Source organism: Actinospica sp., from assembly GCF_035552695.1.
In the GTDB taxonomy this organism is placed as follows: Bacteria; Actinomycetota; Actinomycetes; order Streptomycetales; family Catenulisporaceae; genus Actinospica.
Window position 1 is genome coordinate 1 of the sequence record NZ_DASZKT010000206.1, and the last position, 19,606, is coordinate 19,606.

Here is a 19,606-nt window from a genome sequence, read left to right on the forward strand (position 1 = left end):
CGCCGGCGCGGACCAGGTGGCCGAACTGGTGCTGACCGTGGAGGAGGCGTACCGCGGCGGGCGGCGGAAGCTCACCATCGGCGGCGAGGGCGAAGAGCGCGAATACGAGGTGAACATTCCCGCCGGGGTCGTGGACGGCCAGCGGATCCGCCTGGCGGGGCAGGGCGGCCGCGGGTTCGGCGACGGGCCGTCGGGCGACCTGTTTCTCGCCGTGCGGATCGCGCCGCACCCGCGCTATCGGCTGTCCCGCCGCGACATCACCGTCGCCCTTCCGGTCACGCCGTGGGAGGCGGCTCTCGGCGCGACCGTGCCGGTCGCCACGCCCGGCGGCACGGCCAAGGTCGTGGTCCCCCCGGGCTCCTCCAGCAGCCGGAAGCTGCGGTTGCGCGGCGAGGGCATGCCCAATCCGAAGGGCTCGCCCGGAGACCTGTACGCCGAGGTCCAGATCATGGTGCCGCCCACCCTCACCGACCGGGAGCGTGAACTGTTCGAGCAATTGTCCGCCGTCTCGGCCTTCGACCCGAGGAGTCAGACATGACCTCCCCTCAGCAGCCCGGCGGCGGATGGTCCGACGACCACCGCGCCTCGGCGCGCTACTCGCTCGTCACCGTGCGCCGCGCCGGCAGCGGTCGGCTGAGCCTGGACGAGGTCTCGTACCGCTGCGGCCTGCACCCCCAGGTGGTCCGCCAGTTCGTCGCGCTGAGCCTGGTCGAGGCGGACCGGGATGAGTCCGGGCGGCTCTGGTTCGACTCCAGCGCCCCCGCGGCGATCGCCCGGGCCCAGCGGCTGCGCACCGGGCTGGGGCTCAACTATGCCGCCATCGGCCTCGTACTCGACCTGCTCGACCGGATCGAGCAGCTGGAAGCCGCACTGCGTCGCAGGGGGCACACTGGCAAGGAGCAGACACCGTGGACATGAACCGCCTGACGCAAAAGTCCCAGGAGGCGCTGCAAGAGGCGCAGACCATCGCTGTGCGGCTCGGCCACACCGAGGTCGACGGCGAACACCTCCTCATCGCCTTGCTCGATCAGCCCGAGGGGCTCGTCCCCAGGCTGCTCGCCCAGGCCGGCGCCGACATCGAGGGGTTGCACGCCGGCTTGAGCGCCGACCTGGCCAAGCGGCCGCGCACCACCGGACCGGGCGCAGCCCCGGGGCAGGTCATGATCACTCAGCGCCTCGCCCGGCTCCTGGACGCGGCCGAACGCGAAGCGAAGCGGCTCAAGGACGAGTACGTCTCGGTCGAGCACCTGGTCCTGCCCCTGATCGAGGAGGGCACGGCGACCTCCGCCGGGCGGCGGCTGAAGGAACACGGCGTCACCCGCGAGGCCTTCCTGACCGCCCTGACCCGGATCCGCGGCAACCAGCGCGTCACCTCGGCCACCCCCGAGGGGGCCTACGAGGCGCTGGAGAAGTACGGGCGCGACCTGGTCGCCGAAGCGCGCGCGGACAAGCTCGACCCGGTGATCGGCCGGGACGCCGAGATCCGCCGGGTGATCCAGATCCTGAGCCGCAAGACCAAGAACAACCCGGTCCTGATCGGCGATCCGGGCGTCGGCAAGACCGCCATCGTCGAGGGGCTGGCCCAGCGCATCCTGCGCGGCGACGTCCCCGAAGGACTGCGCGACAAGACCGTCTTCTCCCTCGACATGGGGTCCCTGGTCGCCGGGGCGAAGTACCGCGGCGAGTTCGAGGAGCGGCTCAAGGCGGTCCTGTCCGAGGTCAAGGCCGCCGAGGGCCGGATCCTGCTGTTCATCGACGAGCTGCACACGGTGGTCGGCGCGGGCGCGGCCGAGGGCGCGATGGACGCCGGCAACATGCTCAAGCCGATGCTCGCCCGCGGCGAGCTGCACATGATCGGCGCCACCACCCTGGCCGAGTACCGCAAGCACATAGAGTCCGACGCGGCCCTGGAGCGCCGGTTCCAGACCGTCCTGGTGGACGAGCCGAGCGTCGAGGACACCGTCTCGATCCTGCGCGGCCTGCGCGAGCGGCTGGAGGTCTTCCACGGCGTGAAGATCCAGGACGGCGCGCTGGTGGCCGCGGCGACCCTGAGCCACCGGTACATCACCGACCGGTTCCTGCCCGACAAGGCCATCGACCTGGTCGATGAGGCGTGCGCCCGGCTGCGCACCGAGATCGACTCGATGCCCGCCGAGCTCGACGAGCTCACCCGCCGGGTCACCCGGCTGGAGATCGAGGAGGCGGCGCTGGCCAAGGAGAAGGACAAGGCCAGCAGGGCCCGGCTGGAGGAGCTGCGCCGGGAGTTGGCCGACCTGCGCGCCGGGGCGGACGCCAAGCGCGCGCAGTGGGACGCCGAGCGGCAGGCCATCCGCCGGGTCCAGGAGCTGCGCGAGGAGCTTGAGCAGGCCAGGCAGGAGGCCGAGCGGGCCGAGCGGGCCTACGACCTGAACCGCGTCGCCGAGCTGCGGTACGGCAAGATCACCGAGCTGGAGCGGCGACAGGCGGCCGAGGAGCAGCAGCTCGCCGCGAAGCAGGGGCAGATCCGGCTGCTGCGCGAGGTGGTCACCGAGGACGAGATCGCCGAGATCGTGGCCGCGTGGACCGGGATTCCGGTCTCCCGGCTGCAGGAGGGCGAGCGGGAGAAGCTGCTGCGGCTCGACAAGATCCTGCGGGAGCGGGTGGTCGGCCAGGACGAGGCCACGCAGCTGGTCGCCGACGCCGTGATCCGGGCCCGCTCCGGCATCCGGGATCCGCGCCGGCCGATCGGCTCGTTCATCTTCCTGGGACCCACCGGGGTCGGCAAGACCGAGTTGGCCAAGACGCTGGCCGCGGCGCTGTTCGACAGCGAGGACAACATGGTCCGGCTCGACATGAGCGAGTACCAGGAGCGGCACACGGTCAGCCGGCTGCTCGGCGCGCCCCCCGGGTACGTCGGCTACGAGGAGGGCGGCCAGCTGACCGAGGCCGTGCGCCGCAAGCCCTACTCGGTGGTGTTGTTCGACGAGGTGGAGAAGGCGCACGCGGACGTCTTCAACACCCTGCTCCAGGTACTCGACGACGGCCGGATCACCGACGCCCAGGGACGCACCGTCGACTTCCGCAACACCGTGATCATCATGACCTCGAACCTGGGCTCTCAGTACCTGCTGCAGGACGGCGGCGCGGGCGGCGAGATCAAGCCCGACGTCAGGGACCTGATCATGGGCGAGCTGCGCGGCCACTTCCGGCCCGAATTCCTCAACCGGGTCGACGACGTGGTGATTTTCCACGCGCTCGGCCTGCCCGAGATCGAGCGGATCGTGGACCTGCTCTTCAACGAACTGCGCCGTCGTCTCGCCGAGCAGAACATCACCCTGCGACTGACCGAACAGGGGCGCCGCCTGATCGCCGAGCAGGGCTTCGACCCGGTCTACGGCGCCCGACCGCTGCGCCGCTTCATCTCCCACGAGGTGGAGACCAAGATCGGCCGCGCGCTGCTCGCCGGCGGTGTCCACGAGGGGGTGACCGTGCTGGTGGACGCCGTAGGCGGGGAGCTGACCGTCTCGTTCCAGGAGCCGGTCGAACCGACCGGGGTCACAGACGACAACGGGCCCTGACAGAACACTCGAGAAGGAGGGCACCATGAGCGCGGCTGCACGCACGATCCGCTGCCCGAACTGCCGGAAGAACAACAGGGTTCCGGTCGCGGCTCAGGGTGTCCCCAAGTGCGGCAATTGCCACCAGCCACTGCCGTGGATCGCCGACGCGGACGATGCCAGCTTCGCCGAGGTCGCGGAGCGGGCGACCATCCCGGTGCTCGTGGACCTCTGGGCGACGTGGTGCGGGCCCTGTCGGATGGTCAGCCCCGCGCTCGAGAAGGTGGCCACCGACCTGGCCGGGCGGATCAAGCTGGTCAAGGTCGACGTGGACGCCTCGCCCACGCTCTCGCGCCGCTTCGAGATCCAGGCCGTGCCCACCCTCATGGTGCTCGACCGGGGCGAGGTGATCGCGCGGCAGGCCGGAGCGGCCCACGCCCCGGCGCTGCGCCAGTGGGTGGACCGAGCTCTCGGGGACAGAACCTCGGCGACGGCCGGCTCACCGGGCTCAGGAGGCGCACCATGACCGCCTACCCGGATCCGCACCTCGCCCTGGTCCGGCCGGTCGTGCCGCGCACCCGGCAGGGCTGCGAGGAGTGCCTGCGCCTCGGGACGCCGTGGGTGCACCTGCGGCTGTGCCTGACCTGCGGGCATGTCGGGTGCTGCGACTCCTCCCCGATGAAGCACGCGCGGGGCCACGCCGCGGCCGCCACGCATCCGATCGTCAGCTCCCTGGAGCCGGGCGAGGACTGGCGCTGGTGCTACATCGACGAGGCGTACGTGTGAGCGTTCTGACGGAGACACCGGACGCTGACGGCGCCTTCCCGAAGCTGACCGCCGCTCAACTCGCCGTCCTCGCCGAACACGGCGAACGCCGCCCGGTCCAGGCCGGGGACGTGCTCTTCCGCGAGGGAGAGCCGACCGACACCTTCTTCGTCGTGCTCAGCGGACTGGTCGCGATCGTCGAGAGCTATGGAGCGGACGAGCGCGTCGTGCGGGTGCACGGGCCGGGCCGGTTCCTCGGCGAGCTCGGGCTGCTCGAGGGGCAGGTCGCGTTTCTGACCGCCGTCGTGCGCGAGCCGGGAGAGGTCCTGGCGATCCCCGTCGCCGAGCTGACCGGAGTGCTGGCCCGCGAGCCCGGGCTCGGGGACCTGATCCTGCGCGCCTATCTCAACCGCCGGTCGCTGCTGCTCGGGCAGGGCACCGGGCTGCGGATCATCGGCTCGCGCTACTCTCCGGACACCCGCCGCCTGCTGGCCTTCGCCGCGCGCAACCGGCTGCCGCATCGCTGGATCGACCTGGAGCAGGACAGCCGGGCCGAGGCGTTGCTGCGCAGTCTGGGCATCGCCTCCGCGCAGACCCCGGTCGTGCTTCTGGGCGGTGACAGGGTGCTGCGCAACCCGACCAACGCGAGGTTCGCCGCGCTGGTCGGGATGCGGGCGCCGGCGCCGCGTGACGAGGTCTGCGACCTGCTGGTCGTCGGCGCCGGTCCGGCGGGTCTGGCGGCCGCCGTGTACGGCTCCTCCGAGGGCTTGGCCACCACGGTGCTCGACGCGGTCGCGACCGGCGGCCAGGCGGGCACCTCGTCCCTGATTGAGAACTACCTGGGCTTCCCGGCCGGCATCTCCGGGGCGCAACTGGCCGAGCGTGCGGTGGTCCAGGCCTCGAAATTCGGCGCGCAGATCACCGTCCCCGCGACCGCCGTCGCGCTGCACCACCGGGAGGACGGCCACTACGCGGTCCGCCTCGACGACGGCGGCGAGATCACCGCGCACACGGTCGTGGTGGCGACGGGCGCGCTGTACCACCGGCTCGACGTGCCAGGCTGCCGCGAACTGGAGGGTGTCGGCGTCCACTACGCCGCGACCGCGTGGGAGGCACACCAGTGCCGGGCCGAGCCGGTTGCCGTGGTCGGCGGCGGGAATTCCGCAGGCCAGGCGAGCATCTTCCTGGCCGCGCAATCGCCCCGCGTCTACCTGGTCGTGCGCGGCGACGACCTGTCGGCGGACATGTCGCGCTACCTCGTGGACCGGATCGAGGCCGACCCCCGCATCGAGGTGCTCCTGCACAGCGAGGTGTGCGAGGTGACGGGCGACAAGGCGGTCGAATCGGCGGTGGCCGAGGACCTGCACACCGGGGAGAAACGGATGCTGTCGATCGGTGCGCTCTTCGTGTTCATCGGAGCCCGGCCCGGCACCGCGTGGCTGACCGGCACCGTCGCCTTGGACGAACGCGGCGCCGTGCTCACCGGCCGGGACGCCGCGCCGACCGCCGAGGCCGAGCGCTGGCGCCACCTCGGCCGCGCACCCCTGGTGCTCGAGACGAGCCTGCCCGGAGTCTTCGCTGTCGGCGATGTGCGCAGCGGCTCGATCAAGCGCGTCGCCTCGGCCGTCGGGGAGGGCTCGATGTCCGTCCACCTGGTGCACGAGTACCTCAGGGAGGTGGGGGCGGTCAGCGCTCGATGAGCCACGGCGCCGGAACCGTTTCGCAGCCGGTTCCACCGCACGACCAGCAGGGAAAGCGTGATCCTCAGCATCCAGGCCTCGACGCGCGCCAACGTCGAAGAGTCCTGGCATCACCGCGTCACGAACCCGCGCCGATGGGACCGGCCTGGCCGTCAGCACAGCGGTCGCGGAGGGCTACCCGGCGGCAGAGCTGGTAGCCGCGAGCGGCGCTGACCCGCGGTCGATTTCAGCGAGGATCGCGGACATATCCCGATATACTCCGCATATTCCGCACTCGTATCGGATGTGACGCTGCCGCGCCCACCCTCGGTCATGGCGGTCGGGAACGCCAGGAAAGGTCGCTGTGACGTTCGGGCTGGCGCCGAGGAAGATGCACCCCAGAGTTCTGCGGCGTCACGGGGAGGGCGGCAAGTCTCATCTGACCAGCTTCGAGGGCTTGGCCGCTCTGTCGCTGGACGCGTTGAGTTCGGTGGCTTACGGTCCTGAGGCGATCGTGGTCGTCCTGGCGGTCGCGGGAACGGGAGCGATCAGGGCGGCGCTGCCGATTACGCTCGCGATCGCGGCACTGCTCGGCGTGCTGACCGTCTCGTATTGTCAGGTGATCGCCGCGTATCCGGACGGCGGGGGCTCCTACGCGGTGGCGAAGCGGAATCTCGGCGAGCCGGTCAGCCTGTTGGCGGCGGCCAGCCTGGTCGTCGACTACACGCTGACTGTTGCGGTCAGCCTCTCCGCCGGGGCCGCGAGCCTCGCCTCGGCCGTTCCGGCGTTGGCCCCGCATCTGCTGGTGCTGTGCGTGGGCGGTCTGGTCGTGCTGACCGCGGTGAACCTGCGCGGTGTCGCGGACAGCGCGCGCGTGCTGATGGTTCCGATGGTGTTGTTCGTCGTGAGCGTGCTCGCGGTCATCGTGGTCGGCCTGGCGCGCTCGCATCCTGCCGCGTCGGTCGGCACCTCCGAGCCGCTCCAAGCTACCCAGAGCTTTGGCGTGCTGTTGGTTCTCAAGGCGTTCTCGTCGGGGTGCTCGGCGTTGACGGGAGTGGAGGCGATCGCCAACGCCGTGCCGATGTTCCGCACACCGCGCGTCAGGCGGGCGCAGCGAACCGAGTTGATGCTCGGTGTTCTGCTCGGCGTGATGCTGGTGGGCCTGTCCGTGCTGATCCGCCGATACCACTTCGCCCCGCGCGGCGGCGTGACGCTGTTGGCCCAGATGACCGCCGGCGCCTTCGGCACCGGTTGGGTGTATTACGCCTGCAGCATCGTCGTGGCCCTGGTGCTGGGCCTTGCGGCGAACACCAGCTTCGGTGGTCTGCCGGTCCTGATGAGCCTGCTGGCCAAGGACGACCGGCTGCCGCACCTGTTCGCCCTGCGCGCGGAACGCCCCGTGTACCGCTTCGGCGTCGTGGTGCTGGCCGCGCTGGCCCTGGCGCTGCTGGTCGCGGTGAACGGCGACACCCAGCGGCTGATCCCGTTGTACTCGATCGGGGTGTTCATCGGCTTCACGATCAGTCAGATCGGACTGGTCAAGCACTGGACGAGGCAGCGGCCCGGCGGCTGGGTACCGCGAACCGTGGTGAACGCCACCGGGGCGGTGCTCACCGGCATCGCGACGGTCGTGCTGCTGGCCACCAAGTTCGTGGCCGGGGCGTGGATCGTCGTGATCACCGTACCGCTGCTGATGGTGCTGTTCACCCGGATCAAGCGCTATTACGCGGCCGTCGGCGCGGAGATCTCGCGCGGTCGGATCCCGGCCGTGCCGGGCGCGGCCGGCAGTCTGGTCATCGTTCCGCTCGGCGAGGTCGACAAGGTCGCTGAGCGAGCGATCGCCGCCGCGAAGTCGCTCGGCGACGAGGTCGTCGTTTTGGCGGTTTTCGCGCAGCAGGCCGACGCGGTCGCCATGCGCTCCGCGTGGGATCGGTGGAATCCGGGCGTGCGACTTGAGATTGTCGAGAGTCATCAGCATTCTCTGGTCGGACCGGTCGTGGACTACGTTGAGCGGGCCAACCAGGACGGCAGGCAGGTCGCGGTGCTCATTCCCCAGGTCGAGCCGCAGCATCAGCGCTACCGCATTCTTCAGAATCAGCGTGGCATCCTGTTGGCCGGCATCCTGGGCACGCGAACGGATGTCATCGTGTGCACCCTCTTATACCGGCTGAATCTGTGACCGCGGTCCTTTACCGGTCGCGATGACGACGCTCGCGTGCGAACCCGTCAGGGCCGCGTGGCCACTCGACACAGATGGAAGTCGAAGCGGCCGCGTGCCGCGTGCGTGCAACCAGCCGGCGGGCGAGCCACAGAGGGGAGAGACTCCGTGGCGCTTGTTTTCGATGCCCCAGTGCCCACGGACGCTGTGGACCGTCTGGACCGGTGTGGCCCGGAGCACGATCTCCTTGCCAATCCGTCGCCCGGAGGCGTCCGTGCCATCCCGCCGGACCCGGAAGCCTGCGCGGCGCGCAGGATGCAAACCCCGATGGCCGGGGCCGCCCAGATCTGCCGGGTCACGATCCGCCCGCGTCGCCGCGACTTCGAGCGCTGCGACGCTCTGGCGACTGTGGGTGGCCGAAGAGCAGGTCGTAGCCGGGCGGGAGTTGGAGCAGGACCCGTCCCAGCAAGTCCTCGCCGGCGGCCTCGGCGACCACGCTCAGTACCGCGCCGGCATCCCAGGTCGCGGTTTTCTCGGTGGCTCCTTCGATCCAGGCGGCTACGGCGCGCACGAACCGGTCGGCGTCGAGCGGTTCGTGCGCCGGGAGCGGGTTGAGCAGGATCAGCGCGAACTGCTCGGGCAGGCGTGCGGCCAGCTCGGCGCGCACCTGGCCGACCAGATGAGCTCCGAGCAGGGCGAGCACGACCCGGGCGGCGCGCTCGGCCTCGGCTCGCGAGGCGTACTGGCCGCGTTCTTGGACCTGGGTGCAGAACGCCTCCCATGTCACAGCCATCATCGACTCCTGTTCTCCCGATCCGGCCCCGTGTCCGCCCCGGAGGGGGCTCGCGCCGCGTGTGCCGGCGGGGGCCAACCGCCCCACGCCGGCACACGCGGCCGCGCATAGCGGCTAGGCAGCTGGTCAGCTGGTCAGCCGGTCAGTTCCCGCTGCTCGTCCCGTGCGGTGATCGCGATCTTCCGGGGCTTGGCGTTCGGTGCGATCGGGATGCGCAGAGTCAGCACGCCGTCGCTGTAGTCCGCGCTGATCTGCTCGGCATCCAGGGTCTCGCCGAGGAACAGCTGGCGGGAGAAGACCCCCAGCGGCCGCTCGCTCACCTGCATCTCGATGTGCTCGCCGGTCTCCACCGGGCGCCGCTCGGCCTTGACCGTGAGCACGTTGCGCTCGATGTCCAGGTCGATCGCCTCCGGGGAGACTCCCGGCAGGTCGAAGCGGGCCACGAACTGATCGCCGTCGCGGTAGGCGTCCATCGGCATCGGGCTCGGGTGCGACCAGGTGCCCGCGGCGCTGCCGAGCAGCTGCGAGGCGATCCGGTCGAGGTCACGGAACGGGTCGGTGCGCATCAACATGACAAACACCTCCAAGTCATCGACGGTGTCGACGCGCTTACGCCTCCCGTTGTAACATGTCATCGGAACGATGACAAGCTGGCATGTCAGCGAAAGGGTGACATATGGACGCGGCTGAGCACACACCGAAGCACCCCGCAGGCACGGTCGCGGCCGCAGACATCGAGCGCATCGGCGCCGCGATCGACGCGGCCCGCGCCCCCGCCGGCGCAACCCCGGCCCTCGGGTCGGCCGAATTCCTGGCCGCCCTCGCCCAGTTGCGCGCCGTCCGCGAGAACCTGGCCGCCTGGGAACCGGAACTGATCGACGCCGCCCGCGCCCACGGCGCGAGCTGGGCGCAACTGGCCCCGGCGCTGGGGCTGGCCAGCCGACAGGCCGCCGAACGCCGCGCCCTGCGCCTGCGCCCGAGCACGCAGGCCGACACGCGCACCGGCGATGAGCGGGTGACCGCCGAACGCGACCGGCGCGCCGGGCAGAAGGCGGCGGCGGGCTGGGCCCGAGACCACGCGGCGGACCTGCGCCAACTCGCCGGGCAACTCGGCGCGCTGACCGACCTACCCGACGCCGTGCACACCGCGCTGCACACCGCGCTCGCCGGCCCCGACGCCGCCGACCTACTCGCACCCCTGACCGACGCCCGCACCCACCTGCACCCCGGCCACCACGCCTTCGCCGCACGCATCGACACGATCACCGACCACACCGCGACCCTGCGCCGCGACGCCCGTGACCGCCGCCACCCAACCGACTGACACCACCGCGCCGATGCCCGCTCCCTCCACCGCCTCCCGCGATACCGATGCCGGTGGCGCCGGATGGGGACGATGCGAAGGCTCCGTGGGATGCGAAGGCCGAAGGCTCCGTGGCGTGAGCCTCGATCGCGCCGCGGCCGGGAAGCACCTCGGCGAGTTGGTCGATGCACACCGTGGAGACTTGGAACTCCTCGGCGCGTACCTGGATTCGGGCGAGCGCACCTGACCCGCGTACCTTGTGGCCGCATAAGGCCAGACCACAAGCACAGACGGAGTGAAGAGCCCGTACACGCCGCGTGCAGTAGACGGCAGGTCGTTCCGCGCTGACGCGTCGGCAAGCCGCCTATCAGGTGAGGGTTCCGACGAGCAGGTTCGGATTGGTTCGGGTGAGGTAGGCGCCGCTGGCGATGTACACCGTGTTCCCGCGGATGGCCACGGAGGTCGGGTTGGACAGACCGTCCGTGGCGGTGAGCACGATGGCGTGCGTGCCGGTCTGGACGTTGACGATGCTCGCCTGGCTGATCCCGTCCAACGCGGCGACCACCTCGCCGTCGGGCGCGAACGCGAAGTCGTCGATACCGGTCAGGCCCTGAGCCGCCACGCTTAGGGTCCCGGCCGTGCCGTCGCGCTGGATGGGGATGCGCAGCAGCGTGCCGAGGCTGGTGTTGCTCACCCACACCGCGCCGTCCCGCACCTTCAGGCCGTTGGCGCCCTTGCCGCCCGCGGAGGTCGGCTGCAGTTGTGTGCCTTGCGCCCAGATCTCCGCGGTGCCTTTGGCGAGGGAGATCTTCCAGACCACGCCGAGGCTGGAGTCCGTGGCGTAGAGCGCGTTCTGCCCGGCGTCGTAGGCCAGGCCGTTGAGTCCCCCCGCGCCGGGAACGGCCACCACCTGCCGCGGGGTTCCGCCGTTCGGCGGGACGCGCCAGATGCCGGACTGGCTGCCCGCGGCGTAGTTCACGTAGAGCGTCCCTTCGGGCATTCGGACGATGCCGGTGACGAGCGCGTATCCCGCGGCGTCCTCCGGAAGCGTCGCCAGGGTCGTCAACGTTCCGTCCGGGCTCAGCCGGACCACCTCGAGGGCGCGATTGAAAGTCAGGTCCACCGAGCCGTCCGGTTCGAGCACGAGGTTCTCCGGCTGCTGGTACGCGGACACGTCGAACTGGGCGATGGTGCGCAGGTCGGTGATCGAGAGGGCGCCGTCGGCGTACGCGGGCGTGCCGAGCCCGGCCGCGAGCCCGACGAGTCCGGCAGTGGTCAGGATGGCGCCGCGGCGGGTGTGCATGAGGGTCTCCAGATTGGTTGGTTAGATGGCTGATTTACGTGTTCGAGCACAGGTAGAGGGTGACCGTGGAGGTCGAGGCGGATCCGCCGTCGTACGCGGCGGCCGGCACCGTGGAGCAGTGGGCGGGGACCCATGCCTCGATCTGCCAGGAGTGGAAGCCGAACAGGCGCACCGAGATCGCCTGCGGCCACAGGTAGCCGGGGATCTCGTCGATGGTGATCGTGTCGGCGGGACGAAGGAGCCGAAGAGGAATGCCTTCCAGCTCTCCGACATGCTCAGCGCGGCCGAGGGCGAGGGCCGAGCCGGACCGTGCGATGTGGGTGAAGGTGGCGCTGTCCGAAGGCACGGCCCCAGACTCGCGCAAGATGATGAGGGAAGCATGAGATGTGGAGGCTTTAACTTGTGAGACTATCTCTATGAGATGTCCTCTACTATCAGGCTCCTTGCGCAGCTGCCTGCGGGCAAGGGCGAGTCTGGCGGGCCCCCGCCCGACGCGGCCGCGTCGGGCGGGGGCCGAGCTCAGCAGGCCTGGCCGGGGATGTTGACGTTGTACGCGTCGTCGTCGAAGTTCCAGCCCTTGGCCACCGGTCCGTCACTGGACGGGTCGCCCGTGTCGTCCACGAGGACGCCGGTCTGGCTGGCCGCGTAGCTGATGTAGCCGTGGTCGAGCTTGTAGATCAGGTCGGCGGTGCCGACCTTGTATTGCGGCGCGGAGGTGGCCGACGAGCACGAGAACGCGCCAGTCGCGGTCATCGCCACCCGGCTGCCGGTGACGTTCATCCAGCCTTCGTACACGTAGAGCGCCGAGCTGCGCAGGCCGCCGGAGTCGGAGGCGTCGAACTCCTTGCCCATGCCGGTCTTGCCCTGCTCGGGGCTGGTGCTGCCATCGGCGATGTGCGCGGTGACGCTCGTGCCGTTCGAGGTGCCGGTGACGCTGCTGGTGACGGTCAGGTCGAAGGTGTCGGAGGCCAGTTGGCTCCAGATGCCCATCGGGTTGGTGGCCGCGATGCCCTTCCAGAGCCAGGCGTGCTGGATGGCCGTGTTCGCCGCGCTGCCGACCGTGGTGAAGCAGCCTCCTGCGTTGGTCAGGCCCGCGGCGTCCAGGGTGGAGGCTTCGGTGGCGTCGTCGAAGCTTGCCAGCATGCTGTCCCAGGTCGTGGCGCCGAAGTACTGGACGGCGGCGAGTTCGACGTCGACGTATCCGTCCTCGTAGTTCGGGTTGTTGGTCTTCGAGAAGTTGCCGAAGCCGCAGATGCCCGAGCTGAAGTTGTCCGCGTCGTTGTAGGCGTAGTTTCCGCCGTAGCCCATGGCGGCTTCCAGCAGGTTGACCTTGTTCTGCTGGGTGGAGCTGAGCTCGGCCCAGGCGGGGCCGTCCTTGATGAGCAGCAGCGCCTGGGCGACGGGTGCGGCTGACCAGCCTTCGAGGCCGCCGTCGGCGTCCGGCTCGTTTCCGCCGCCGGTCAGGTTGCCGATCTGTTTGAGCAGGGCGCTGTCCACGCTCGTGCCGCCGCTCGCCTTGGCGCCCGGGTCTTCCAGGTCGACCAGCGCGAGGTAGTACAGCACCTTCGACTCGTAGATGTCCGTGGGGTTGGTGCCGGGTCGCGGCACGGAGGAGGTGGGTGCGGCGAAGGCGATCAGCGGTGCGGCCACGGCGGTGTCGATGTCCGGCTGGGTGAAGGGGCCGCCGCTCGGACCGGTCGGGGTGCCGGTGGCGGTGGGTGTCGGCGACGCGGTGGTGCCGGTGGGCGACGGTGAGCCGGTGTTGCCGCCCGCGCCGTTGATCGTCACGTTCGACGGCGCGCTGTAGCCGTTCGGGTCGGTGCCCTGGAAGCCGAAGGTGGTCGAGCCGCCGGCCGGGATCGACGCGTCGTAGCTCAGCGCCGTGAACGTGTATTGGTTTCCTGACACTGATTCAGAGGCGCGCCAGTAGCCGGTGACGGTCACGCCGGAGCCGAGGTCGAACTGCACGGTCCAGCCGGAGATCGCGGCGCCGGTCGGGTTGGCGATCGTCGCCGTGTCCTGATATCCCCCGGTCCACGTCTTGGTGACCGCGATGGACACGGTCAGGCCGCCGGGCGCGGCGTTCGCGGTGCCGGTGAGCGCGAGCCCGGCGGCACCGGCGGCCAGGAGCGTGAAGGCGGCGCCGAGGATCAGGGCGCGTGAGCCGCGCCGTCGGTCGCGTCGCGGTTCTCGTCGGGTCATATTCGTCCCCTGATGAGGTTGTGTGAGTGTGGGCGAGGGTGGGTTGCGACCACCGTGCCGCGCTCGTGAGCCTTAGACAAGATGTCGGTGGGTAAAAATTCAGAAATATGACCCGTATTCACATCCATGAACGGCCAACGTCAGCCAGGCGGAGCGGCACTGCCACATCGCCCCGCACGAGGACGAGGGCATGATGCTCGGGATATTGGTCGAGGAACAATGAGTGCATGGTCACGACTGCGCGCCCGCGGGGACGCCCGCCCAAGGAGGAGACCCCCGCGACCGAGGAGGAAGTGCTCCGGGCGGCGTTGCGCGCCTTCGCCACACACGGCTTCAACGGCGTGTCGGTGCGAACGCTCAGCCGCGAACTCGGCGTGAGCCACAACCTTCTCCACCAGCGCTTCGGCTCCAAGGAGGCCCTCTGGCGCGCAGCCGTGGACTGGGGCTTCGGGAACCTGGTGACGGAGCTCATGCGCGCCGACGAGGAATCGGCTGAGCCCTTGGCTCGCCTGCGCTCCTTCGTACGGACATTCGCCCGCTTCTCGGCTCAACACCCCGAGCTCCAGCGGCTGATGAACATCGAGGGCGCACAGTCCAGTGACCGGCTCGCCTACATCTGCGACACCTTCATCGCTCCGAGCATCGCGCACTACCTGCCGCTGCGCGATGTGCTGGTGGAGAGGGAGGAGATCAGGGCTGTGTCGCCCGAGATCCTGTTCTACATCATCACGTCCGGTAGCGCAGCCATGTTCGCGAGCCGGGCCCTCACCGAGCGCCTCTTCGTCAGCGCGCCGCTGTCATCCGAGCGCGTGGAGGAGTACGCCGACGCGTTCGCCGACCTCGTCATGAATGCGCTCTGCGTCTGAACGGCGACCTCTCGTCTGTGTTCAGACCAGGCTTTGGCCGCCGTCGACGGTGATGATCTGTCCGTTGACGTAGGTGTTGGCCATGAGGAACACAGCGGTGGCGGCGGCTTCAGCGGGCGTGGCGAACCGGCCGAGGAGCATGGCTGCTCCGGCCTCGGCCGCGGCCTTGTCAGTGCTGATCCCAGCCGCGCCACGCATGAGCGGGGTGTCGACACTGCCGTAGCGGACGGTGTTCACGCGGACCCGGAACGGCGCGAATTCGACCGCGAGCGCTCCGGTGAGGGCTTCGACGGCGCCGAGGGCCGCGAGCGGCGCTGCCATCCCCGGCACCGGCCTTGTCGCGTAGATACCGGAGGTCAAGGTGATCGAGCCGCCTGCGGGCAACCTCGGAGCGGCGACGCGGGCGGCGGCCAGGGCGCCCCAGACCCGCGCGTCGAGCGTCGATCGGACTGCCTCGGGTGTGAGCGTGCCGACAGGTCCGGTGCCCTCGAGTCCGCCTGCCGTCACCAGTATGTGGTCGATGGCGCCGAATTCTTTGAAGATGTGGGTGAGCGCCTGCTCGTCACCGCTGTCCGCCGAGACTGCGACCACCTCGGGCCCGTCGCCGGCTATCCGCTTCACCGCGGCGTCCAACCTGCCCAGGTCGCGGCCCACCAGCACGATCTCGGCGCCGACGTCGTGGAGCAGGGCACCGGCGGCGAGGCCGATGCCCGAGCTGCCGCCGACGATGACGACTGTGCATCCCCTCAGGCCATCGGGCAGCGGCCACCGGGCCGGCAGGGGAGCGAGGGCGCCGGCGAGGGTGGCCATCGAAGTCCTTTCGAATAAAACAGACGGTTGGTTTATATCTTGGCCCCATCTGGCCCGCGAGTCAACCGGATGGTTTAATTCCGATATGCCCTATGACGCGCAGGACACCCGCAGGCGCATCTTCGCCGCGGCGAGCGCCGAGTTCGCCGCACACGGGCTGGCGGGAGCCAGGATCGAGCGGATCGCCGTCGCCGCGCAGGCGAACAAGCAGGCGATCTACCTCTACTTCGGAAGCAAGGAGAAGTTGTTCGGCGCTGTGGTCAAGGCCAAGGTCGACGAGGTGTGCCACTCCGACACGCTCGATCCCCGCGCGGTCGGCGAGACCATCGGGCAACTCTTCGACTGGTACCAGGAGCACCCCGAGTTGCTCAGGCTGCTGCTGTGGGAGGCGATGGAGGCAGGCGACGGGCCGGTGGCGGGCGAGGAGGAGCGGAGCGAGGCCTACCGTGAGACCGTGCGCGGCCTGGTCGAGTCCGGAGTGGGCGCGGGGCGCGAGGAGCCGGAACGCACCGGCCGGGCGCAGGACTGGATGTTCACCCTGATCGGCCTCGTCGCCTGGAACTTCGCCGTCCCGCAGCTGCGCCGCCTGATCCTTGACGAGAACGACGAGAGCGCCGCCCTCGCACGGCGCCGGGCCGCGACGATCGAGGCGGTGCGCACCTTGGCGCGGAGCCAGCAGGAGGCCGAGCCGGACAGCAGGCCACTCACCGTCGAATAGCGCGGAGTTCCGCGTACGGCGTATGTCACGAAGGCTCGGGCAGCGGCCGTGCGGCCAGCTCACGGGCCTCGTCGACGGGGATGCCGAGCATGTGCAGGACGAGTTCGGCCATCTGCTCACCGGTGTGGTCGTCGAGCTCGGTGACGGTGTTGAGCTGGAGCAGGCCCAGCAGCGCGCCGCCGATGGCGCTGAGCGCGATGGCAGGATCCTCGATCCTGAACCGTCCGGATTCGCGGCCTGCCGTCAGATCGCGCAGGGCTCGCGGGCTCAGCCCGATGTCGTCGTGCAGGTGCACCAGGCCGCGCAGCCGCATGATCTGGGTGATCTCGGGGTGGAAGGCGGCGAGGCGAAGGGTGAGCCGGACGCTCGCGGCGACCCTCTCCGCCGGATCCTCGATGCCCTCGGTCAACCCGTCGAACAGCTGCCCGAATTCTTCGAGCGCATCGGCGACCGCCGCGTCGAACAGCGCGGTCTTCGTCTCGAAGTGGTTGTAGAAGCTGCCGAATCCGACGTCCGCGCGCTCGGCGATCTCCTGGATGCTCGCGGTGCTCTCGCCGGTCTCGGCCAAGATCTGGCGCGCGGCGGAGATCAGCGCCTGACGCGTGCGTGCTCGGCGGCGCTCGAAGCGGGAGGCGGGCCGCGGCGTCGTGTCCTGCATGCCATTGACCTTACGGCATCGCAGAACTGATGACTTCCTCCTTGAGTGAGGATTTCATCAGGTAGGCTTGACTGAGGCGGCAGTCGGCATTGATGATTTCATCATCATGTCGAGGGAGCGGTAATGGCCAAGCCTCGCGACGTCCGTGCAGACGTGCACAGTGAGCAGTGCAAGGCACGTCGACGCCGGCGGCGTCGTGCGGCCCGCACCCGGCCGCAAGGCCCTATCCGTCCGCCACGACGCCGTGAACCGCGATATCCCTGAGCAGCCCGGCGCACTCAGATGACCGGGCACGAATACTCCGAGTCAGCACAGGAAGGTTGGATACGGCGTCATGGAGACGATCGGCCCACACGGAGGCCGCGGGTGATGGGTGGGAACCGCTATGCCCTACACGAGGTGATCGGGCATGGCGGCATGGGAGAGGTCTGGGCGGCAACCGATCTGATGCTGCGTCGTACCGTCGCCGTCAAGGTGATGCACGCGCACCTAGTCCCCGACGCCGCCGCGCGCACTCGCTTCCTGCGCGAGGCGCGTGCCGCCGCCTCACTCAACCACCCGTGCATCGCCGCCGTCTATGACACCGGAGTGCTTCCGTATCCCGTCGAACGGCCCTACATCGCCATGGAGCTCGTGCAGGGCAGGACGATCGCCGAGCAACTCCTGCTCGCTCCGCCCTCGGTCGAGCAGTCGCTGTCCTGGACGGCGGGGCTCTTGGAGGCCCTGGACTATGCGCACGCGGCCGGGCTCGTTCACCGCGACATCAAGCCCGCCAACGTCATGGTCACCCCGTCCGGTGAGGTCAAGGTAATGGACTTCGGCATCGCATTCGCGACCGGCGGTGGTGAGACGGGGCTGACCGCGGCGGGGATCGTGCTCGGAACGGTGGCCTACATGTCACCGGAGCAGGCGCAGGGGCGAGCCGTGGACGCACGATCGGACCTCTACTCCGCCGGGTGCGTGCTCTACGAGTTGCTGACCGGCCGGCCTCCGCACCTGGCCGAGACCCCGATCGCCATCGCCTACCGGCACGTGCATACGAGCACTGTCCCACCGAGCCTGCTCAACCCCGCGGTTCCGCCAGGACTCGAATCGGCCGTCCTGCGGTCCCTGGCCAAGAGTCCCGACGATCGCTTCCCTGCGGCTGAGGCGATGCGCCAGGCACTGCTCACCTCGTTCCCGCCCGCACAGCGTGGACAACCGAGGCAGGCGGACACCGAGCCCGCCGACACGGATCCCCGCGCAGCGGATCCTGTGGACGCAGACTTCGCGGACACGCACGCGCGGACACGCTTCGCGCCCGACGCCGCGATTCCCGCGACTCCCGCGACCGATCCTCGCCGGGCGAAGACCGGAGACCGCAGCACTCGTATCGCGTTGGCGGTCATCGGGTTCATAGCCGCGTGCGGCTTCGTGACCGCAGCAGCCCTCTACACGACCGGCCCCGCCCCTTCGGCGCCGACGCAGACACACTCCTCGGCAGGCTCCTCGGAGTCCGGTTCTTCGTCCGGGCCCGCGGCAGGCGACCATGCGAACACTGCTGCGGCCGCTGCCGCCGCCGACAAATCCGCGACAAGCTCAATCCAGGCGTCGAGCGCGGTGGTCGGCAAGTCCTCCGCGCAGACGGCCGCTTCACCCGCCGCTTCCGGCACAGGTTCCAGCCCGACTACGTCGACCAGTTCCACGACCACCCCCGTCGAAGCGTCCCCGCCTATTTCGTCCGCACCATCAAGCCCCCTGCCGAGCCCCCCGGTCTCGAAGCCGATCCCGTCACCGAAGTAGCGGTGGGGAGGGCACACTGTCGCGGCCGGAGCGGCGCCGGTGAACTCGGAGGCCGCGGCGAGCATCAGGTCATCCGGCACGCGCCCGGCGTCGAGCGCCTAGGTCGATCAGCTGCAGTATCGCGTCGCCGGCTTTGTCGGGATCGCCGGTTGGCGGCCGTTGAAGCCGGCGGGCGTGTTGCTGATCGGGTCGATGAGCTCGTCGTAGTCGGGGATCGAGCGGGCCGCGTGGTGCAGCGAGCGGCCCGACCAGTCGGTGCGGAACGCGCCGGGCTCGACGGCGGTGACGTGGATGCCGAAGCGGGAGACTTCGGCTGCCAGCGACCGGGTGATTCCTTCGAGGGCGAACTTGCTGCCGTTGTAGATCCCGAGGGTCGTTGAGGGGATGAGCCCGCCGACCGAGGTGATGGTGATGATGTGCTCGGCGCGGCGTTGGCGCATGCCGGGCACAACGGCTTTGATGATCGCGACGGTGCCGAAGACGTTGACGTCGAATTGGCGGCGCATCGGGCGTGGGCTTGGCCCGGGGCGAGGTATTCGAGGGCCGCGGCCGCCTCGGCGGTGCGGACGGGTGCCGACGACGGTGCGTCGGGTGTGACCCGTCCCGCGCTCTGGACGCAGCCCTCGACACCGCGGCAGCACTCGTCCGTTGACGCCGTCCCCGCGCGGTACTGACGAAATCACGAAGTCGGCCGCCTGGGCAGGTCGCTCACGGCGGTCCTGGGCGGCTGGAGCCAGGGCTCCAGCCGCCCGTACTTCGTGTTCGTCAGTTGTAGCTGTTGAGGTATTGGACGGAGCCGTTGGAGTTGGCGGTGCCGCCGACGCCGTTGATGATGTGGTTGATGGTGCCGACGCCGCCGAGGGAGACGGTGACCATGTCGGTGAATTGGACGCCGGAGAGGTTCGGCGCGGTGATCGCGTTCGCGCTCTGTACGCTGGAGTTGCTGCTGAAGTAGCAGTACACCCCGAGTCCGTAGCCCTTGAAGCTGGAGACCGAGCCGGCGATGTTGATCGACGGGTAGCCGTTGGCCGAG

The 19,606-nt window shown here is 69.9% G+C and carries 19 protein-coding genes and 2 pseudogenes; 12 read left to right on the forward strand and 9 right to left on the reverse strand.

Features of this window, described 5'->3' with window-relative positions; genetic code table 11:
* The 7 genes from VG296_RS23740 to VG296_RS23770 all read left to right on the forward strand — a co-directional run.
* A partial coding sequence (locus tag VG296_RS23740; RefSeq protein WP_325569252.1) for a J domain-containing protein occupies positions 1-538 on the forward strand: 538 nt, incomplete at its 5' end.
* Complete coding sequence (locus tag VG296_RS23745) at positions 535-918, forward strand: chaperone modulator CbpM (protein ID WP_325569254.1); 384 nt, start codon at positions 535-537, stop codon at positions 916-918. The genes VG296_RS23740 and VG296_RS23745, both read left to right, overlap by 4 nt.
* Complete coding sequence (clpB, locus tag VG296_RS23750; RefSeq protein WP_349259673.1) at positions 909-3,557, forward strand: ATP-dependent chaperone ClpB; 2,649 nt, start codon at positions 909-911, stop codon at positions 3,555-3,557. Before VG296_RS23745 ends, clpB begins: the two co-directional genes overlap by 10 nt.
* 25 nt (positions 3,558-3,582) lie before the next feature.
* Positions 3,583-4,062, forward strand: a complete 480-nt coding sequence (gene trxA, locus VG296_RS23755; protein ID WP_325569257.1) for a thioredoxin — start codon at positions 3,583-3,585, stop codon at positions 4,060-4,062.
* Complete coding sequence (locus VG296_RS23760; protein ID WP_325569259.1) at positions 4,059-4,322, forward strand: UBP-type zinc finger domain-containing protein; 264 nt, start codon at positions 4,059-4,061, stop codon at positions 4,320-4,322. The genes trxA and VG296_RS23760 overlap by 4 nt, the downstream gene beginning before the upstream one ends.
* A complete protein-coding gene (locus tag VG296_RS23765; protein ID WP_325569261.1) occupies positions 4,319-6,001 on the forward strand; it encodes an FAD-dependent oxidoreductase in 1,683 nt (560 codons plus the stop codon). Before VG296_RS23760 ends, VG296_RS23765 begins: the two co-directional genes overlap by 4 nt.
* 370 nt (positions 6,002-6,371) lie before the next feature.
* The gene (locus VG296_RS23770) at positions 6,372-8,159 is read left to right on the forward strand and encodes an APC family permease (protein WP_414641130.1); all 1,788 of its coding nucleotides are present in this window, start codon (positions 6,372-6,374) and stop codon (positions 8,157-8,159) included.
* A gap of 334 nt (positions 8,160-8,493) precedes the next feature.
* Here VG296_RS23770 and VG296_RS23775 read toward each other — a convergent pair whose 3' ends face one another.
* Entirely contained in the window at positions 8,494-8,931 is a 438-nt protein-coding gene (locus VG296_RS23775; RefSeq protein WP_325569265.1) for a DUF2267 domain-containing protein, read from the reverse strand.
* Positions 8,932-9,065: 134 nt separating this feature from the next.
* Positions 9,066-9,503 (reverse strand): Hsp20/alpha crystallin family protein, encoded by a 438-nt coding sequence (locus tag VG296_RS23780; protein WP_325569266.1) that lies wholly within the window; start codon positions 9,501-9,503, stop codon positions 9,066-9,068.
* A gap of 104 nt (positions 9,504-9,607) precedes the next feature.
* Between VG296_RS23780 and VG296_RS23785 the strand changes: the two genes are divergently transcribed.
* Positions 9,608-10,255, forward strand: coding sequence for an HSP18 transcriptional regulator (locus VG296_RS23785; RefSeq protein WP_325569268.1), 648 nt, complete (start codon positions 9,608-9,610; stop codon positions 10,253-10,255).
* Between the two features lie 346 nt (positions 10,256-10,601).
* On the opposite strand, the gene VG296_RS23790 is transcribed toward VG296_RS23785, so the two are convergent.
* From VG296_RS23790 to VG296_RS23800, 3 genes are all read right to left on the reverse strand, one after another.
* Positions 10,602-11,537 (reverse strand): hypothetical protein, encoded by a 936-nt coding sequence (locus tag VG296_RS23790; protein WP_325569270.1) that lies wholly within the window; start codon positions 11,535-11,537, stop codon positions 10,602-10,604.
* A 34-nt stretch (positions 11,538-11,571) separates the two neighbouring features.
* Positions 11,572-11,883: a hypothetical protein gene (locus tag VG296_RS23795; RefSeq protein ID WP_325569272.1), complete on the reverse strand. Its 312-nt coding sequence runs from the start codon at positions 11,881-11,883 to the stop codon at positions 11,572-11,574.
* Between the two features lie 173 nt (positions 11,884-12,056).
* Entirely contained in the window at positions 12,057-13,739 is a 1,683-nt protein-coding gene (locus VG296_RS23800; protein WP_325569274.1) for a cellulose binding domain-containing protein, read from the reverse strand.
* A gap of 160 nt (positions 13,740-13,899) precedes the next feature.
* Here VG296_RS23800 and VG296_RS33290 point away from each other — a divergent pair.
* Positions 13,900-13,962 (forward strand): annotated as a pseudogene (locus tag VG296_RS33290) (hypothetical protein); the annotation flags it as partial.
* A 4-nt stretch (positions 13,963-13,966) separates the two neighbouring features.
* Positions 13,967-14,605, forward strand: a complete 639-nt coding sequence (locus VG296_RS23805; RefSeq protein WP_325569276.1) for a TetR/AcrR family transcriptional regulator — start codon at positions 13,967-13,969, stop codon at positions 14,603-14,605.
* A gap of 21 nt (positions 14,606-14,626) precedes the next feature.
* Here VG296_RS23805 and VG296_RS23810 read toward each other — a convergent pair whose 3' ends face one another.
* Complete coding sequence (locus VG296_RS23810; RefSeq protein ID WP_325569278.1) at positions 14,627-15,415, reverse strand: SDR family oxidoreductase; 789 nt, start codon at positions 15,413-15,415, stop codon at positions 14,627-14,629.
* An 85-nt stretch (positions 15,416-15,500) separates the two neighbouring features.
* On the opposite strand from VG296_RS23810, the gene VG296_RS23815 reads away from it, so the two are divergent.
* A complete protein-coding gene (locus VG296_RS23815) occupies positions 15,501-16,133 on the forward strand; it encodes a TetR/AcrR family transcriptional regulator (RefSeq protein ID WP_325569280.1) in 633 nt (210 codons plus the stop codon).
* 25 nt (positions 16,134-16,158) lie between these two features.
* On the opposite strand, the gene VG296_RS23820 is transcribed toward VG296_RS23815, so the two are convergent.
* On the reverse strand, positions 16,159-16,791 hold the full coding sequence (locus tag VG296_RS23820) for a helix-turn-helix domain-containing protein (protein WP_325569282.1): 633 nt from the start codon (positions 16,789-16,791) through the stop codon (positions 16,159-16,161).
* Between the two features lie 369 nt (positions 16,792-17,160).
* On the opposite strand from VG296_RS23820, the gene VG296_RS23825 reads away from it, so the two are divergent.
* A complete protein-coding gene (locus VG296_RS23825) occupies positions 17,161-18,573 on the forward strand; it encodes a protein kinase domain-containing protein (protein WP_325569288.1) in 1,413 nt (470 codons plus the stop codon).
* Positions 18,574-18,680: 107 nt separating this feature from the next.
* Here the strand turns inward: VG296_RS23825 and VG296_RS23830 are convergent, their stop codons facing one another.
* Both VG296_RS23830 and VG296_RS23835 read right to left on the reverse strand, forming a co-directional pair.
* Positions 18,681-19,079 (reverse strand): SDR family NAD(P)-dependent oxidoreductase, encoded by a 399-nt coding sequence (locus VG296_RS23830; RefSeq protein ID WP_325569284.1) that lies wholly within the window; start codon positions 19,077-19,079, stop codon positions 18,681-18,683.
* Positions 19,080-19,338: 259 nt separating this feature from the next.
* Positions 19,339-19,606 (reverse strand): annotated as a pseudogene (locus VG296_RS23835) (coagulation factor 5/8 type domain-containing protein); the annotation flags it as partial.

Excerpts from the sequence above, each read along its gene's own strand:
- VG296_RS23745 (WP_325569254.1), top strand. The coding sequence starts at position 535 with ATGACCTCCCCTCAGCAGCCCGGCGGCGGATGGTCCGACGACCACCGC.
- trxA (WP_325569257.1), top strand. The coding sequence starts at position 3,583 with ATGAGCGCGGCTGCACGCACGATCCGCTGCCCGAACTGCCGGAAGAAC.
- VG296_RS23760 (WP_325569259.1), top strand. The coding sequence starts at position 4,059 with ATGACCGCCTACCCGGATCCGCACCTCGCCCTGGTCCGGCCGGTCGTG.
- VG296_RS23770 (WP_414641130.1), top strand. The coding sequence starts at position 6,372 with ATGCACCCCAGAGTTCTGCGGCGTCACGGGGAGGGCGGCAAGTCTCAT.
- VG296_RS23775 (WP_325569265.1), bottom strand. The coding sequence starts at position 8,931 with ATGGCTGTGACATGGGAGGCGTTCTGCACCCAGGTCCAAGAACGCGGC.
- VG296_RS23780 (WP_325569266.1), bottom strand. The coding sequence starts at position 9,503 with ATGTTGATGCGCACCGACCCGTTCCGTGACCTCGACCGGATCGCCTCG.
- VG296_RS23785 (WP_325569268.1), top strand. The coding sequence starts at position 9,608 with ATGGACGCGGCTGAGCACACACCGAAGCACCCCGCAGGCACGGTCGCG.
- VG296_RS23790 (WP_325569270.1), bottom strand. The coding sequence starts at position 11,537 with ATGCACACCCGCCGCGGCGCCATCCTGACCACTGCCGGACTCGTCGGG.
- VG296_RS23800 (WP_325569274.1), bottom strand. The coding sequence starts at position 13,739 with ATGACCCGACGAGAACCGCGACGCGACCGACGGCGCGGCTCACGCGCC.
- VG296_RS23805 (WP_325569276.1), top strand. The coding sequence starts at position 13,967 with ATGGTCACGACTGCGCGCCCGCGGGGACGCCCGCCCAAGGAGGAGACC.
- VG296_RS23810 (WP_325569278.1), bottom strand. The coding sequence starts at position 15,415 with ATGGCCACCCTCGCCGGCGCCCTCGCTCCCCTGCCGGCCCGGTGGCCG.
- VG296_RS23815 (WP_325569280.1), top strand. The coding sequence starts at position 15,501 with ATGCCCTATGACGCGCAGGACACCCGCAGGCGCATCTTCGCCGCGGCG.
- VG296_RS23820 (WP_325569282.1), bottom strand. The coding sequence starts at position 16,791 with ATGCAGGACACGACGCCGCGGCCCGCCTCCCGCTTCGAGCGCCGCCGA.
- VG296_RS23825 (WP_325569288.1), top strand. The coding sequence starts at position 17,161 with ATGGGTGGGAACCGCTATGCCCTACACGAGGTGATCGGGCATGGCGGC.
- VG296_RS23830 (WP_325569284.1), bottom strand. The coding sequence starts at position 19,079 with ATGCGCCGCCAATTCGACGTCAACGTCTTCGGCACCGTCGCGATCATC.